Below are 15,153 nucleotides of genomic sequence, written 5' to 3'. Positions count from 1 at the left end.
TTGATTTTCAGGGGGGAAGTTCCGGTATCGGCGCGCCCTGGGCGGGACGCGCCGATCAACGGTGTCAGGCGTGAGCGGGGCGCAGGGAGTAGGTTTTCAGCTGATCTGCAAAGTCGCGCAGGGACTGGATACCGCTGGCCTCGGCTTCCTGTACCCACTCCTTGATGGCAGTGAGCATGTCATGGCCATTGCTGCTGGTCTTGAGCCAGATCTGTTGCAGGGCCAGGCGTTTCTCGTAGATCACTTTCAAGGCATGGCTGTGTTCGAGCATGGCCTGGATGCGGACGTGATGCTTGTCCTCCAGCAGGCTGGTTTCCCGGGAAAGCAGGCGTTTGGCGCGGTGGAACTGATGACGCACCGAGGCATCGGCCTTGGCCAGTTCCTGTGCAACCAGCGGGCCGATGACCAGCTTGCGGTACTGGGCCATGATCTGGAAGCGGTTGTTGAGGATCGCCATGGCGGTGTCCATGTCCATGTGACCCTTGCCTTCGACCCGGTGGGCAATCGGCGCGACCCGCTGGACCTTGGCCAGACGCAGCGCGCTGAACAGCTTGATCCAGGCCCAGCCCATGTCGAACTCCCAGGGCTTGACCGACAGCTTGGCCGAGTTGGGGTAGGTGTGGTGATTGTTGTGCAGCTCTTCGCCACCGATCACGATGCCCCATGGCACCAGATTGGTCGCCGCATCACGGCACTCGAAGTTGCGATAGCCCACGGCATGACCCAGACCGTTGACCACGCCCGCGGCCCAGAACGGAATCCACATCATCTGCACGGCCCATACGGTGATGCCGAGCACACCGAACAGCGCCAGGTCGATGACGGCCATCAGGGCGATGCCCAGCATCTTGTAGCGCGAATACAGATTGCGCTCGATCCAGTCCTCGGGGCAGTTCTTGCCGTAGATACGCAGGGTATCCTGATTCTGCGCTTCGGCACGGTAAAGCTCGGCACCCTTGCGCAGAACGGTGGAAAGACCTTTGACGACCGGGCTGTGCGGGTCATCGACGGTTTCGCATTTTGCGTGGTGCTTGCGGTGGATGGCTGTCCACTCGCGGGTGTTCTGTGCCGTGGTCAGCCACAGCCAGAAACGGAAGAAGTGTTTGAGCCCTGCGTTGAGTTCCAGGGAGCGGTGGGCGGAGTAGCGATGCAGGTAAACCGTAACGCCGACGATGGTCACGTGGGTCATTACCAGTGTGACCGCTATTAACTGCCAGACGGAAAGGTCGAGCAAACCGTTGTACCACATAGGCTGTTTGGCCCTCGGTAGAGACGCGTGTGAAAAACAAAGTAACAAGCGCATTATCACTTAGCCTTCACAGAAAACCAGTCGCTCTTTTAGATAAGAGTCGCAGGATGTTTCTTGATTTATAATCCGGTCATTTTGTAAGGCTTTATGCATTCTTATGAACAATTCTTCTTGGGAAGCCCTGCGGACCGCTCTTTTGTACGGGGTGTCCTCTGTTTTGTGGTTTGTGGCGTGCGATGAGCTGTTGCCATATTGGATCGAAGAACCGGCTGAATTGGCCTTCTGGCAGCAGATGGGCGGTTATCTCTGGATAGTGCTCAGCACGGTCATGATTTTCATCGCTCGTGGGCGATTGCTCAGGTTCATGGGCGTCGATGCACAGCTACGCCGTCAGCAGGAGGAAGATCAGGAGCGCCTGCGGTTGGCCTCGGCAGTGTTCGACAGCACCCGCGAAGGGGTATTGGTGACCGATGAGAAGGGCTTGATCGTTCATGTGAACCGCGCCTTCATGGAAATCACCGGTTATCAGGCCGATGAAGTGCTGGGCTTCAACCCGAGCAAATTCAAGTCCGGTCGCCATGGCCCCGAGTTCTACCGGCAGATGTATCGCTCCATTCTCAGTGCCGGGCAATGGAGCGGCGAGATCTGGAACCGGCGCAAGAGCGGCGACATTTATCCACAATGGCAGAGCATTCGTGGCATCAAGGACCAGGATGGCCAGATCAGGCACTTCGTGGCGGTATTCTCGGACATTACGGCCATCAAGCGTTCCGAGCAGGAACTGGCCCAACTGGCTCATTACGATGCCCTGACAGACCTGCCGAATCGGCTGCTGTTCACTGACCGCGCCACTCAGGCGCTGGCGCATGCCCGCTCCAGCAAGCGCGGTTGTGCCTTGCTGCTTATCGACCTGGACCACTTCAAGAACATCAATGACAGCCTGGGCCACAGTGTAGGCGACCAGGTGCTCAAGGCGGTGGCCGAGCGTCTGAAGGGCCTGTTCGACAGTGAACTGACCCTGGCGCGGCTGGGCGGCGACGAGTTTGCGCTGCTGGTGAAAAACTGCCAGCAGACCGTACAGGCTGCCGCCCTGGCCCAGCAGATCATCGACAGTTTCAAGAAGCCTTTTCTGCTCGACGAGCATGAATTGTTCATGACCGCCAGTATCGGTATCAGCCTGTTTCCCGGCGATGCGTCGACAGTCGTGCAGTTGTTGCGCAACGCAGATTCCGCTCTGTTCAAGGCCAAGAGCGACGGGCGCGAAGGTTATGCGCTGTACACCGAAGAGCTTACGGCGCATGCCCAGCAGCGGGTTGAACTGGCCAGTGAGTTGCACCGGGCCATCGAGCAGCAGGAATTGAGGGTGTTCTACCAGCCGATTCATGACCTGCAGAACAGCCATATCAAGGGTGTTGAAGCCCTGGTGCGCTGGGAGCATCCAAGGCGCGGCATGGTTTCGCCGGGAGAATTCATTCCGATTGCCGAGCAGAGCGGGCTGATCGCCGATATCGATGCCTGGGTCCTGAGCACGGCCTGCCGGCAGATGCGCGCCTGGCTGGAGGAGGGCGTCAATCTGTCATTTGTCGCGGTGAATATATCCAGCCGGCTGTTCAGTCATGGTGATCTGGACCTGCAAGTGGCTCAGGTGCTGCGTGAGACCGGCCTGGATCCTGCGTTTCTGGAACTGGAAGTCACCGAAAGTGCGGTGATGGACGACCCCGAGCAGGCCATCGAACAACTGCATCGGTTGCGCAATCTGGGCCTGAGCCTGGCCATCGATGATTTCGGTACGGGTTATTCATCGCTGCTGCGACTCAAGCGCATGCCGGTGCAGAAGCTGAAAATCGATCAGGGCTTCGTTGCCGGTTTGCCGGTCGATGATGACGATATCGCGATTGTGCGCATCATCATTGCCCTGGCCCGGAGCATGGGCATGCGGGTTCTGGCCGAAGGGATCGAGCATGCCGAGCAGGCGGGGTTTCTTCTGGAAAACGGTTGCCAGCTTGGTCAGGGCTACTGGTTCGCTCGTCCGATGCCTGCTGAAAAGATCGATTGGTTGCGAGCACCGGACTTTCGCCAGCCCGTTATCTGAATGATTTTTGCCTGTGAAAGCCAGGCCGGCCGGGGCGTGCAATGCGCTCCGGCTGCATGCTGCAATGCCAAATGACTTTTGGTTATATCTGCATTCTTAAATAGTCTTTTTAAGAATAACTCTGCCTATCTAATATTGCCTCACCGCCACAAGCCGTCGCCCCCAGTCGCGACAGGCAGGCCTCTCAAATTTCAAGGAATACGATTATGAGCGCATCTCTACGTAGTGTTGACGGTCAGGACGAAGCAGCAATTCTGCGTGAAATTCAGAGTGCGCTGCGTGACCTGCGTTTTGGCGCCGTCGAAATTACCGTGCACAACGCGCAAGTGGTTCAGATCGAGCGTAAGGAAAAGTTTCGTCTGCAGAACTCCGGCGCCAAGCCGAGCTGACTGCACACCCGACTGGTTAACCGGAGGGCTTCACTTTGACTCCTGATACACCCGTGAACAGCAGCGCTCCATTCCGAATGCGGTTTTGAAGCGCCAAGAAGAATCAAAAAAAGCCAACACTTAGAATTTCCAGGAGCTCCACCTTATGTCAATTCGCCGTTTCGCCTTGGCTGCTCTGGCCAGCGCTGTTTTTGCAGGTTCCGCTGTTGCAAAGGATTATGAATTGCTCAACGTGTCCTATGATCCGACACGCGAGCTGTATCAGGAGTACAACGCAGAGTTCGCCAGCTACTGGAAAAAGGCTCATCCGGACGACACCGTTACCGTCAAGCAGTCCCATGGTGGTTCGGGCAAGCAGGGCCGTGCGGTCATCGACGGTCTGCGCGCCGACGTCGTGACCCTGGCCCTGGCCGGCGACATCGACGAAATCGCCAAGCTGGGCAAGACATTGCCTGAGAACTGGCAGACTCGCCTGCCGGATGCCAGTACCCCTTACACGTCGACCATCGTGTTCCTGGTGCGCAAGGGCAACCCTAAAGGCATCAAGGACTGGGGCGACCTGATCAAGCCGGGCGTTTCGGTCATTACGCCGAACCCCAAGACCAGCGGCGGTGCGCGCTGGAACTTCCTGGCAGCCTGGGCCTATGGCCTGAAGTCCGGCGGCAGCGAAGCCAAGGCCAAGGAATACGTGCAGACTCTGTTCAAACACGTACCGATCCTGGACACCGGCGCTCGCGGTTCGACCATTACCTTCGTCAACAACGGTCAGGGTGACGTGTTGCTGGCCTGGGAAAACGAAGCATTCCTGGCGCTGAAGGAAGACGGCGGCAACGACAAGTTCGATATCGTCGTGCCTTCCCTGTCGATCCTGGCCGAGCCGCCTGTTGCGGTCGTCGACAAGAACGCCGAGAAGAAAGGCAACACCGAAATCGCCACCGAATACCTGAAGCACCTGTACAGCAAGGCCGGTCAGGAAATCGCAGCCAAGAACTTCTATCGTCCGCGTGATCCGGAAGTTGCCGCCAAATACGAGAAGCAATTCCCGAAACTGGAGCTGGTAACTATCGACAAAGACTTTGGCGGCTGGAAAACTGCGCAGCCGAAATTTTTCAATGACGGCGGTGTGTTCGACCAGATTTACCAAGCGCAGTAACCTGTGCAGCCAGGCGGTATTGCCCGATAAGGCATGCCGCCCAGGACACGTTCATTAGCCCGGATTCGTTTCCGGGCTTTGTGCAAGCGCAACCAAGGACTTTTATGTCGCGTCGTATCTCCCCCGTCATACCCGGCTTCGGGCTGACGCTGGGCTACACCTTGGTGTACCTCAGTCTCATTGTGCTCATACCGCTGGCGGCCATGTTTTTTCATGCCGCGCAGCTCACCTGGGATCAGTTCTGGAACATCATCACCGCTCCGCGCGTGATCGCTGCCTTGAAGCTGAGTTTCGGTACCGCGTTCTACGCAGCCCTGATCAATGGCGTTATCGGTACGCTGCTGGCCTGGGTGCTGGTGCGTTATACCTTCCCGGGCCGCAAGATCATCGATGCGATGATCGATCTTCCGTTCGCTCTGCCAACCGCCGTTGCCGGTATCGCGCTGACCGCGCTTTACGCACCCAATGGTCTGGTCGGGCAGTTCGCCACCGATCTGGGTTTCAAGATCGCCTACACCCCTCTGGGTATCACCCTGGCGCTGACGTTCGTGACCATGCCGTTTGTGGTGCGTACCGTGCAGCCGGTGCTGGCCGACATCCCGCGTGAGGTCGAAGAGGCGGCTGCCTGCCTGGGCGCTCGCCCGCTGCAGGTGTTCCGCTACATTCTGGTGCCTGCCTTGTTGCCGGCGTGGCTGACCGGGTTTGCGCTGGCTTTCGCCCGGGGTGTCGGGGAGTACGGCTCGGTGATCTTCATCGCCGGTAACATGCCGATGAAAACCGAAATCCTGCCGCTGTTGATCATGGTCAAGCTCGACCAGTACGACTACACCGGCGCTACGGCTATCGGCGTGATGATGCTGGTGGTTTCCTTCATTCTGTTGCTGCTGATCAACTTGTTGCAGCGACGTATCGAAACCCCATCCTGAGGAGGCGCGCATGTCTTATTCATCTGTTTCTGCCGCCGCCGATGCCAACGCTGCACGCCGTGGCAACTCAACCGCACGTCGGGTCCTGATCGGCCTTGGCTGGCTGATCTTCGCCCTGTTTCTGGGGTTGCCGCTGTTCATCGTGGTGTCCCAGGGGCTGAAAAACGGTCTGGGTGCGTTCTTCTCCGCGATTCTCGAGCCCGATGCACTGTCGGCACTCAAGCTGACGGTGATTGCGGTGTTGATTTCGGTGCCGCTCAACCTGATCTTCGGTGTCAGCGCCGCCTGGTGCGTGAGCAAGTACTCATTCCGCGGCAAGAGCATTCTGGTGACCCTGATCGACCTGCCGTTCTCGGTATCGCCGGTCATCGCCGGTCTGGTCTATGTGCTGATGTTCGGTGCCCAGGGCCTGTTCGGGCCATGGTTGCAGGATCACGACATCCAGATCGTCTTTGCCTTGCCGGGCATTGTGCTGGCGACCATTTTCGTGACCGTGCCTTTCGTGGCCCGCGAACTGATCCCGCTGATGCAGGAGCAGGGCACCCAGGAAGAAGAGGCTGCACGTCTTCTGGGCGCCAATGGCTGGCAAATGTTCTGGCACGTCACGGTGCCCAATATCAAATGGGGTCTGATCTACGGCGTGGTGCTCTGTACCGCACGGGCCATGGGTGAATTCGGCGCGGTGTCGGTGGTGTCCGGCCACATCCGCGGCGTCACCAATACCCTGCCGCTGCACGTCGAAATCCTCTACAACGAGTACAACCACGTGGCAGCCTTTGCCGTGGCGAGCCTGTTGCTGATCCTGGCGCTGTTCATCCTGCTGCTCAAGCAGTGGAGCGAATCCCGCATTAACCGTCTGCGCCAAAGCGCGGCGGAGGAATAATCATGTCGATCGAAGTCCGTAACGTCAGCAAGAACTTCAACGCCTTCAAGGCCCTGAACGCTATCAATCTGGATATCCAGAGTGGCGAGCTGGTTGCCTTGCTCGGCCCGTCAGGCTGCGGCAAGACCACCTTGCTGCGCATCATTGCCGGTCTGGAAACCCCGGATGCAGGCAGCATCGTGTTCCACGGTGAGGATGTCTCCGGTCACGATGTGCGTGATCGCAATGTCGGGTTCGTTTTCCAGCACTACGCGCTGTTCCGTCATATGACGGTGTTCGACAACGTGGCCTTTGGCTTGCGCATGAAGCCCAAGAATCAGCGCCCCAACGAAACCCAGATCGCCGCCAAGGTTCATGAGCTGTTGAACATGGTGCAACTGGACTGGCTGGCAGACCGCTATCCCGAGCAGCTTTCCGGTGGTCAGCGTCAGCGTATCGCTCTGGCGCGTGCCTTGGCCGTGGAGCCCAAGGTGTTGTTGCTGGATGAGCCTTTCGGTGCGCTGGATGCCAAGGTCCGCAAGGAACTGCGCCGCTGGCTGGCGCGTCTGCACGAAGACATCAACCTGACGTCGGTGTTCGTGACCCACGACCAGGAAGAGGCCATGGAAGTGGCAGACCGTATCGTGGTGATGAACAAGGGCGTGATCGAGCAGATCGGCTCGCCGGGCGAAGTGTACGAGGCTCCGTCCAACGACTTCGTCTATCACTTCCTGGGCGACTCGAACCGCCTGAGCCTGGGCGACGACGGTCATGTGCTGTTCCGTCCTCACGAAGTATCGCTGTCGCGTCAGGAACTGGAAGACCACCACGCTGCAGAAGTCCGCGATATCCGTCCGTTGGGCGCTACCACGCGCGTGACCCTCAAGGCTGAAGGCCAGAGCGATCTGATCGAAGTCGAAGTGGTGAAGGATCACGACAGCCTGGTAGGCCTGGCACGAGGCGAGACGCTGTTCTTCAAGCCGAAGGTCTGGCAGAAGATTTCGGGCGTCTAGCACAGGCTTGCAGGAGCGAATTCATTCGCGAATGAATTTGCTCTGTCTGCATTGCTAGTCCGTCAGAGGACTGTAGGAGGCAGCTTGCTGGCGACTTCACCGTTGTCGCCAGCAAGCTGCCTCCTACAGTGTTACACCGCGGTTTTCGGTGTATTGCGACGAACCGGTCCCGAACGCTCTTCGATGGCATGCTGCAACGGCTTGCGCATCCCCATCAGAAATGCCAGTTCCGCCACCACGAACAATGGCCCGATGATCAGGCCCATGACGTCGTCGACGAATGCCGGCTTGCGGCCTTCGTAGTAATGGCCGATGAACTGGATAATCCAGCCGATCACAAACAGCCCGACACCCGCACTCAGCCAGACCATGGTGGTCTGCTGCGCCAGGTTCGCGCCTGCCCAGATGCAAAGCCCGAGCATCACGGCCATCACCAGCCCCAGCGCCCGATCCAGCTTGAGATAGAACACGGTCGAGGCCAGCGCCACAAGCGCCGCAGGCGATAACCAGAACCCGCTCACGTCCCAGCCCGGGCGCGACAGCAATACCGCCACAGCCAGCACGATCAGAGGGATTCCCACGAAGTGGGTCACGATATTGCGTGAATCACGGTGATACGCCGCGTACTGGCTGAGATGATCGACAAGGTTTTTCATTATTATTCCTGCCTGAGACGATTATCGGGTTGGGCTACCGTATCGCTTTTGCAATACGAGCGTTTGGAAAAACAGGGAGCAAATATGACAAATGGAGCGGGATGGCGGTCAAGATTACTGTCCGATTACTGGTTTACCTATTTACCTGCCGACTTGCAGGATAGCCTGCTTGACGCCGCTCGGCAGCGGCGCAAGACACCCGGCAAACTGCTGTTCGAAAAAGGCGACCCTCCGTGCGGGCTTTATGTCCTGCTCGAAGGCTCTGTGCGCATGGGCGGCATTGACGAACAGCGTCTGACGCCCCGGCTCAAGGAGGTCAGGCCGCCTTACTGGTTTGGCGAGGTTTCGCTGTTCGACGGCATGCCCCGCATGCTGGATGCCTATTCGGTGGATCAGACGATCTTCCTGCAGATCCCCCATGAAACCCTCGTCCAGTGGCTGGAAAAGAACCCGCAGCACTGGCGTTATTTCGAGGCATTGCTCAGCCATAAACTGGGCCTGGCCTTGCCCGGTGCCGAAAAAATGCAGCAATTGCCTGCCAGGGCCAGAGTGGCCTGGCGCCTGTTGTTGCTGTGTGAAGGCTATGGCCATTTGAGTCATGCACGACGCCTTGCCACGCTGGACGACATCCTGGCCACGAACACCTTGTCGCTGTCCCGGCCTGACGTCCTTGAAGCCCTCGACGATCTGCATCAGCGCAAGATCGTGCGCCTTGGCGACGAACAGGTGGAAGTCTTCGATGTGGTCGCGCTGCGCAAGGTTGCCAATTTCTCGCGGGCCAGGGTTATGGGCTGATACAAGTCGAAAACGGTTTTGCCTGGATCGCGGCAAGAGCCCGCTGTTCACTCATCATCCAGGAAGCCGATACCAGGCATCGGGCTTCCACCAGACCATGTACCTTTGAGAATTCGTCGATCAGGTTTCGTCTGAATATTGGCTCATGGTGCGCAATTCGGTTGCGTAGCAAGCGTATTGCTTCCAGATCTGTTGCCAGCCTCAGTCTGTGAGCCGATACCGTTTTTGTCGGGTCCAGGTTCGGGAACAGGGAAAAGAGGTGAGTATTCCAGATCCGCTGATCATGGCGGCTCGTAAACATCTTTTCCCAGAACACGAATTTGAGCTCGACAACAATGCGATCCGTGGTGCGAAAGCGGTTACGGGTGTCAATCAGGTCTTGGCGTTGCTGGTAACCGTATCCTTTGGAGACAGGAAGACTGTTTTCAAAGTTTTTGTCCCAAGGCCAATGGTCCCCATAAACCAACTTGAGCGCATCCGATACAGCATTGCGTACAGCTACCTCGCAAATGTGGAGTGGGGTCAGTAAGGAGCCAGAAACGTGAGCGTTCCATGCGTAGAGTCTTACTGCATCCTCGCAGGAGAGTCCTGCTGCCACAGCTGCGGCCTCGTAGGTTGCAAATCTTGCCGGTGACAAAGCGAGGCGGATAGCTGGCGCGACAGGTTGAGCAAGCGTTGACGACAACGGTGAATATCCTTATATTTCGTTCACTAGCCGAGGGAAACGAGGGCGAAAGCCTCCACCCGCGGACATATGAAAGTAGTTCACGAAAGACCCACCTCTCGGTGGGTTTTTTCGTTTTCGGCGCTGAATTTACCACCAGGTTTTCAAGGTCTCCACGCCTTATCGCTGTGTGGGAATTGTGGGACTTTCAGGATTTTTTCATTTGGCTGAGCAGCCGCATGCAGGTGATTGGAATCTGATATCACCTCGCCAACTCATTTCGATACTGCTCCGGCGTTTGTCCTGTCCAGCGTTTGAAGGCGCGGTTCAGGCTGTCGATATCGGCAAAGCCCAGCAGGTAGGCGGCTTCGCTCAGGGAAACCTGTGGGTCGCTCATGTGCAGCAGCGCCAGGTTCTGGCGACATTGCTTGAGCAACAGGTCATAACGGCAGCCTTCGTCGGCCAGGTGCCGTTGCAGGCTGCGCGGGCTCAGGTTCAAGGCCTGGGCAATGCTTTCGGCCGAGGGTTCACCTTCGGGCAGCAGGTTCTCGATGGCCGAGCGCACGCGCTGCTCCCAGATCAGTGGCTGGAGTTGTTCGCCGTTGTGGGATTGCTCGCTCAGTTGCGAGGGGTTGTCGTCCAGATGGCAGTCGAAGTCGGCGCACGCGAATGTCAGCAGGTTTTCTGTTGCCGAGAAGTACAGCCGCGCACGGAAGAAGTCCTGCCAGGGTTGAGGATTGGCGGGGGCGGGCCGCTGCAGGTGGACGCTCAGCGGTGCATAGCTGCGTCCCAGCCGGTTACGGCAGGTGCGTACATAAATGGCGGCAAAGGCATCCAGCACTTCATGGGCAGGTGCCGGAGTATCTGCCGGTGCATTGAAGCGCAGCTCATAGTGTTCATCGACCCGCTTGAAGCTCAGGGCCAGCGCGTCATCGGCCATCGAGTGGTAGCGCACGATACGTTCGAATACTTCCCGCAAGGACTCGCTGGCCACCAGGGTGTAGCCCAGTGCATGAAAGGTGGTCGGGCTGACGAAGCGCGAGACCCGCAAGCCCAGCGCCTGATCCTGACTGGCCTGAACCGCCAGTTGCCAGAGCCGGTGTGTTGCGACGGGCGAATACTCGGCGTTGGGAGTGTCAATGAGGTGGGGATCAAGTCCTGCTTCCTTGCACAGCGCAAAGCTGTCCAGGCCCAGAACATCGAGTTGTTTGCGCAATGCGCGGGTCCAGGTGGCAAAGCTGTTTGACTCGGGCATATGAAAGACCCTTCCTGTCATCTATTGCTGCTCAAGATCGGTCGGTGCCGACAGGTATCGATGGCAACTCCTTTGCCCGATACCGATGTCAGAGCATGGAAGCATTTATGACACTTGTGCAAGTGCTGGCTGACTGAATGCATAACGGGCCATATGAAGCGTTGGGCATGTTCACGCTTTCTGTAGCTTTGCTGTAACCCGGCTGGTTTATCTTCCTTCCTGAAAGCGATTTTTAGAGGGATCGTCCTTGAGACAGGGGGGCGGTTCCTTTTTTTTCTATGCCTATATTCTTTATTTGCATTAATAAATAGCTACTTATTCCTTATCGGATATAAGTTTCCTCCCTATACTCGTTTCATGAATGCCCATATGCAGGAGGCGACCCCATGCACAACGAGTCGATTCGTTACCTGATCGTGCCAGGCTGGCAAGGGTCGCCTGAGGATCATTGGCAAAGTCACTGGCAGGCCAGTCTTCCCAACAGTGCGCGCGTCGAGCAGTACGATTGGCTCAAGCCGCGCCGTGAGGACTGGATTGGCGAGTTGCAGCGCATGATTTCCGCACAGGACACGCCGGTGATCCTGATCGCTCATAGCCTGGGCTGCATCACGGTTGCGCATTGGGCGCAACTGGCTCCGCTGGAGTCCTTGCGTCAGGTGCATGGCGCGTTGCTGGTGGCTCCTGCCGATGTCGAGCGCCCCAACTGCCCTCCTGCATTGCGCAATTTTTCACCTATTCCTCAGGACCTCCTGCCGTTTCCGACGCAGATTGTCAGTTCGGATAACGACCCGGCTGTCAGCTCACAGCGCGCCATGGAAATGGCCCGCAACTGGGGGGCCGAAGTGGGTTTCCTGAGTCAGGCGGGGCATATCAACGTCAAGTCGGGCCATCAACGCTGGGAGCAGGGTTTCGCTTACCTGTACCGCCTGCAAAACCGCTTGGAACAGCACGCACGTCGTCGGGCATGAGTTCATACCCTGGCGGCCATACCCTATTTTCGTCGGGCCATTTCGGGTCTGCCTGTTTTTAACGCTTGAGTCTGGCAAGGGCTCAGGCGGGAGTTTGTCATGAGCCTTGAGAATTTCGGTCAGCCCTTGCTGACCTTCCCTGAAGCGGACAAGAGTCCCCTCAGCATCCGCGCCAAAGCACTGGTTTTCATCGACCCGCGTTCTCGTCAGTTGCGCGAAGAAATGGAACAGTTGGCCCCTCGCTCGCTGCCGGTGCTGATTCGCGGCGAGTCCGGCACCGGCAAGGAACTGCTGGCGCGGCACATTCACCGTGGCAGTGACCGTTCCGGGCTGTTCGTGTCGGTCAACTGCGGTGCGATCAGCCCGTCCTACGCCGATGCAGAGTTGTTCGGCTATGCCGCAGGCGCACACAGCGTTTCGGGGAGCAGCCGTGCCGGCTGGTTCGGATCGGCCAATGGCGGCACTCTGTATCTGGATGAAATCGGCGACTTGCCGCTGCCGATTCAGATCAAGCTGCTGTCGGCCCTGGAAAACCATGAAGTCACCCGAGTCGGTGCCCATCAACCAAGCCCCGTGGATGTGCGTCTGGTGGCTGCGACCAGTATCGATCTGGCCCAGGCCGTGGAGGCCGGTAAGTTTCACGAGCGGCTTTACCACTACCTCAGCGAAGGACGGCTCGATCTGCCGGCCTTGCGCGAACAGCCCGGTAATATCCTGCCGTTGGCGGAGTACTTCGTGGGCATCTACAGCCAACGCCTGAACCTGCCGGTGCAGTTGCTCAGCGATGAAGCGCAGCATGCCCTGCAAGCCCATAGCTGGCCCGGCAATACACGGGAGCTGGAAAACGTCATTCACTTTGCCTTGCTGGTCAGCAGTGGCGAAGAGATTCTGCCGGAACACCTGAACCTGCCGCAAAGCACCAATCCGGTTGCTGAGGTCGAGCGGCTGGTGGGGCAGATACTGGTGGATGCCAAGGAAGAACAGCTTCTGGCCGTCAAACGCTTGCTGGAGCGCATTCAGTCCAAGGACTGAAAGTCAGCCCTGTTTTTGCCCTGCGCCCCTTTAGGGGCGTTTTTTTTGCGTGCCATACGATGGTTGAAATCAAACAGATATAAGGACTTAGCAAAAAAATCTTTTCTAGGAATAAGAAAGCCCGGTAATGTCCGCTCCATGCCCCCGATAGCCTGTGCATCAGGGGCAACACATTGGTGAGCTGTCGTTTCCACGACTTTGATTTCCTAAGGACATTGCATGAAAAAGACCTTGTTGTTGACCGCCCTGGCGGCTGCGCTTTCCATTGGCCTGGCTCAGGCTGGTGAAAAACTGGTGGTTGGCGCGACCCCTGTTCCACACGCTGAAATTCTGGAGCTGATCAAGCCAACCCTGGCCAAGGAAGGCGTGGATCTGGAAGTCAAGGTCTTCACCGACTACGTACAACCTAACGTGCAGCTCAACGAGAAACGTCTGGACGCCAACTACTTCCAGACCAAGCCTTACCTGGATGGCTTCAACAAGGGCAAGGGCGCCAAGCTGGTGACCGGCGTCGGCGTTCACGTCGAACCGTTCGGTGCTTACTCCTCCAAGCACAAGAGCCTGACCGATCTGCCTGAAGGCGCAACCGTTGCCATTCCGAACGAAGCCAGCAACGGCGGTCGTGCACTGCTTCTGCTGCAGAAGGGTGGCCTGATTACCCTCAAGGACCCGACCAACGCCCTGTCGACGGTAAAAGACATCGCCACCAACCCGAAGAAACTGAAGTTCCGCGAACTGGAATCGGCTTTGCTGCCGCGCTCTCTGAGCCAGGTTGACCTGGCGCTGATCAACACCAACTACGCGCTGGAAGCCAAGCTGAGCCCGCGCAAGGATGCGTTGATTATCGAGGGCTCCGATTCGCCTTACGTGAACTATCTGGTGACTCGTGAAGATAACGCCAACACCGACGCTATCCAGAAGCTGTCCAAGGCGCTGACCAGTCCTGAAGTGAAGGAATTCATCAACAAGAAGTACGACGGCGCGGTATTGCCGGCGTTCTGATTGTCGAGCGGATTGGGTCAATACCTTTTCCGGATGCCGCTTCCACGGAGTTCTCTGTGGGAGCGGCTTCAGCCGCGAAGCCTCCTAGCTCTTTCCGCGCTATGCATATGCCATAACGGTATTTAAATTTAATTTCTTATGCCTATAAAGTTCTGTCTCTATATTCATCTACATGTTTTGGAGTCGGAGCCCTATGTCCGCAGCCGCCCTAGCTTCATCGTCCCAAGCCGCCGAGCAACAGTTCGAGGTGCGTCCCCTCACCGGCAAGGTGGGCGCGGAAATCGTCGGGCTGGATCTGTCCAAAACCCTCAATGACGCCGACTTTGCCCGTGTGCACAAGGCGCATCTCGATTACCACCTGATCGTCTTTCGCGACCAGCACATCACCCCGCAGCAACAGATCGATTTCAGCCGCCGTTTCGGTGTGTTGCAGATCCATGTGCTCAAGCAGTTCCTGCTGGCCAACCACCCGGAAATCCTGATCGTCTCCAACATTGTCGAGAACGGCCAGCCTGTGGGGCTGGGGGATGCCGGCAAGTACTGGCATTCGGATCTGTCCTACAAGGAACTGCCGAGCCTGGGCTCGATGCTGTACGCCCAGGAACTGCCAAGCGAAGGCGGTGACACCCTGTTCGCTGACATGCACCTGGCCTGGGAAACCCTGCCGCAGCATCTGCGCGAGGCGGTCGAAGGTCGTTCCGCCGTTCACAGCTACACCGCCCGCTATGCCGAAGGGCATAACGCAGCCAGCTGGCGCCCGACTCTGACCCCGGAGCAACTGGCCCAGGTTGTGGAAGTGACTCATCCGATCGTCCGTACTCACCCGGAAAACGGCCGCAAGGCGCTGTTTGTCAGTGAGGGATTCACCACCCGCATCGTGGGGCTGCCGGAGGACGAAAGCCGTCAGATTCTGAGCGAGATTTATGCCCATAGCGTGCGTCCCGAGCACATCTATCGCCATCAGTGGCAGCCCAACGACATGGTCTTCTGGGACAACCGCTCCCTGATCCATCTGGCCGCCGGTTGCCCGACGCATCTGCGCCGCAAGTTGTATCGCACCACCATTCAAGGCGATGCGCCGTTTTGATTCAGGGGAA

At 57.9% G+C, this 15,153-nt stretch carries 15 protein-coding genes; 11 read left to right on the top strand and 4 right to left on the bottom strand.

The features are described 5' to 3' along the window. Positions 1-64: 64 nt before the first annotated feature. Complete coding sequence (gene desA, locus JSY17_RS24575; protein WP_117163654.1) at positions 65-1,249, bottom strand: delta-9 fatty acid desaturase DesA; 1,185 nt, start codon at positions 1,247-1,249, stop codon at positions 65-67. 157 nt (positions 1,250-1,406) lie between these two features. Here desA and dibA point away from each other — a divergent pair, with 157 nt between their 5' ends. From dibA to JSY17_RS24545, 6 genes are all read left to right on the top strand, one after another. Continuing rightward, a complete protein-coding gene (dibA, locus tag JSY17_RS24570; protein WP_200977097.1) occupies positions 1,407-3,341 on the top strand; it encodes a phosphodiesterase DibA in 1,935 nt (644 codons plus the stop codon). A gap of 206 nt (positions 3,342-3,547) precedes the next feature. Next, the gene (gene oscA, locus JSY17_RS24565) at positions 3,548-3,730 is read left to right on the top strand and encodes a sulfur starvation response protein OscA (protein ID WP_025258055.1); all 183 of its coding nucleotides are present in this window, start codon (positions 3,548-3,550) and stop codon (positions 3,728-3,730) included. A gap of 145 nt (positions 3,731-3,875) precedes the next feature. Next, positions 3,876-4,883 (top strand): sulfate ABC transporter substrate-binding protein, encoded by a 1,008-nt coding sequence (locus JSY17_RS24560; protein ID WP_117182586.1) that lies wholly within the window; start codon positions 3,876-3,878, stop codon positions 4,881-4,883. Positions 4,884-4,987: 104 nt separating this feature from the next. Further along, positions 4,988-5,809 carry a sulfate ABC transporter permease subunit CysT gene (gene cysT / locus JSY17_RS24555; RefSeq protein ID WP_117182585.1) on the top strand — a complete coding sequence of 274 codons (822 nt, stop codon included), beginning with the start codon at positions 4,988-4,990 and terminating at the stop codon, positions 5,807-5,809. A 10-nt stretch (positions 5,810-5,819) separates the two neighbouring features. Beyond that, positions 5,820-6,692 carry a sulfate ABC transporter permease subunit CysW gene (gene cysW / locus JSY17_RS24550; RefSeq protein WP_117182584.1) on the top strand — a complete coding sequence of 291 codons (873 nt, stop codon included), beginning with the start codon at positions 5,820-5,822 and terminating at the stop codon, positions 6,690-6,692. A gap of 2 nt (positions 6,693-6,694) precedes the next feature. Then, entirely contained in the window at positions 6,695-7,684 is a 990-nt protein-coding gene (locus JSY17_RS24545; protein ID WP_117163649.1) for a sulfate/molybdate ABC transporter ATP-binding protein, read from the top strand. Positions 7,685-7,815: 131 nt separating this feature from the next. Here the strand turns inward: JSY17_RS24545 and JSY17_RS24540 are convergent, their stop codons facing one another. Further along, positions 7,816-8,340, bottom strand: a complete 525-nt coding sequence (locus JSY17_RS24540; RefSeq protein ID WP_117185887.1) for an Mpo1 family 2-hydroxy fatty acid dioxygenase — start codon at positions 8,338-8,340, stop codon at positions 7,816-7,818. A gap of 84 nt (positions 8,341-8,424) precedes the next feature. On the opposite strand from JSY17_RS24540, the gene JSY17_RS24535 reads away from it, so the two are divergent. Beyond that, positions 8,425-9,135 (top strand): Crp/Fnr family transcriptional regulator, encoded by a 711-nt coding sequence (locus tag JSY17_RS24535; RefSeq protein ID WP_206403232.1) that lies wholly within the window; start codon positions 8,425-8,427, stop codon positions 9,133-9,135. Here JSY17_RS24535 and JSY17_RS24530 read toward each other — a convergent pair. Together JSY17_RS24530 and JSY17_RS24525 are read right to left on the bottom strand one after the other, a co-directional pair. Beyond that, the gene (locus JSY17_RS24530) at positions 9,125-9,820 is read right to left on the bottom strand and encodes an Abi family protein (protein WP_122372005.1); all 696 of its coding nucleotides are present in this window, start codon (positions 9,818-9,820) and stop codon (positions 9,125-9,127) included. The genes JSY17_RS24535 and JSY17_RS24530 overlap by 11 nt on opposite strands. Positions 9,821-10,061: 241 nt before the next feature. Then, positions 10,062-11,054 carry an AraC family transcriptional regulator gene (locus JSY17_RS24525; protein ID WP_206403230.1) on the bottom strand — a complete coding sequence of 331 codons (993 nt, stop codon included), beginning with the start codon at positions 11,052-11,054 and terminating at the stop codon, positions 10,062-10,064. A gap of 386 nt (positions 11,055-11,440) precedes the next feature. Here JSY17_RS24525 and JSY17_RS24520 point away from each other — a divergent pair, with 386 nt between their 5' ends. The 4 genes from JSY17_RS24520 to JSY17_RS24505 all read left to right on the top strand — a co-directional run bounded on the left by JSY17_RS24520 (position 11,441) and on the right by JSY17_RS24505 (position 15,143). Then, positions 11,441-12,022, top strand: coding sequence for an alpha/beta hydrolase (locus tag JSY17_RS24520; RefSeq protein ID WP_206403228.1), 582 nt, complete (start codon positions 11,441-11,443; stop codon positions 12,020-12,022). 99 nt (positions 12,023-12,121) lie between these two features. Beyond that, entirely contained in the window at positions 12,122-13,054 is a 933-nt protein-coding gene (locus JSY17_RS24515; protein ID WP_117163644.1) for a sigma 54-interacting transcriptional regulator, read from the top strand. 219 nt (positions 13,055-13,273) lie between these two features. Further along, positions 13,274-14,056, top strand: coding sequence for a MetQ/NlpA family ABC transporter substrate-binding protein (locus tag JSY17_RS24510; RefSeq protein ID WP_117182578.1), 783 nt, complete (start codon positions 13,274-13,276; stop codon positions 14,054-14,056). Positions 14,057-14,249: 193 nt separating this feature from the next. Beyond that, positions 14,250-15,143, top strand: coding sequence for a TauD/TfdA dioxygenase family protein (locus JSY17_RS24505; RefSeq protein ID WP_117182577.1), 894 nt, complete (start codon positions 14,250-14,252; stop codon positions 15,141-15,143). Positions 15,144-15,153 lie beyond the last annotated feature (10 nt).

The sequence above is a fragment of the Pseudomonas capsici genome (assembly GCF_017165765.1).
Taxonomy (GTDB): Bacteria; Pseudomonadota; Gammaproteobacteria; order Pseudomonadales; family Pseudomonadaceae; genus Aquipseudomonas; species Aquipseudomonas capsici.
Note: the sequence above shows the minus strand (reverse complement) of the source record. Positions and strands in the feature narration are given on the sequence as shown.

Coding starts and splice junctions, on each gene's coding strand:
- cysW (WP_117182584.1), top strand. CDS start 5,820: ATGTCTTATTCATCTGTTTCTGCCGCCGCCGATGCCAACGCTGCACGC.
- JSY17_RS24560 (WP_117182586.1), top strand. CDS start 3,876: ATGTCAATTCGCCGTTTCGCCTTGGCTGCTCTGGCCAGCGCTGTTTTT.
- desA (WP_117163654.1), bottom strand. CDS start 1,249: ATGTGGTACAACGGTTTGCTCGACCTTTCCGTCTGGCAGTTAATAGCG.
- JSY17_RS24545 (WP_117163649.1), top strand. CDS start 6,695: ATGTCGATCGAAGTCCGTAACGTCAGCAAGAACTTCAACGCCTTCAAG.
- JSY17_RS24510 (WP_117182578.1), top strand. CDS start 13,274: ATGAAAAAGACCTTGTTGTTGACCGCCCTGGCGGCTGCGCTTTCCATT.
- oscA (WP_025258055.1), top strand. CDS start 3,548: ATGAGCGCATCTCTACGTAGTGTTGACGGTCAGGACGAAGCAGCAATT.
- dibA (WP_200977097.1), top strand. CDS start 1,407: ATGAACAATTCTTCTTGGGAAGCCCTGCGGACCGCTCTTTTGTACGGG.
- JSY17_RS24535 (WP_206403232.1), top strand. CDS start 8,425: ATGACAAATGGAGCGGGATGGCGGTCAAGATTACTGTCCGATTACTGG.
- JSY17_RS24505 (WP_117182577.1), top strand. CDS start 14,250: ATGTCCGCAGCCGCCCTAGCTTCATCGTCCCAAGCCGCCGAGCAACAG.
- JSY17_RS24520 (WP_206403228.1), top strand. CDS start 11,441: ATGCACAACGAGTCGATTCGTTACCTGATCGTGCCAGGCTGGCAAGGG.
- JSY17_RS24515 (WP_117163644.1), top strand. CDS start 12,122: ATGAGCCTTGAGAATTTCGGTCAGCCCTTGCTGACCTTCCCTGAAGCG.
- JSY17_RS24525 (WP_206403230.1), bottom strand. CDS start 11,054: ATGCCCGAGTCAAACAGCTTTGCCACCTGGACCCGCGCATTGCGCAAA.
- cysT (WP_117182585.1), top strand. CDS start 4,988: ATGTCGCGTCGTATCTCCCCCGTCATACCCGGCTTCGGGCTGACGCTG.
- JSY17_RS24540 (WP_117185887.1), bottom strand. CDS start 8,340: ATGAAAAACCTTGTCGATCATCTCAGCCAGTACGCGGCGTATCACCGT.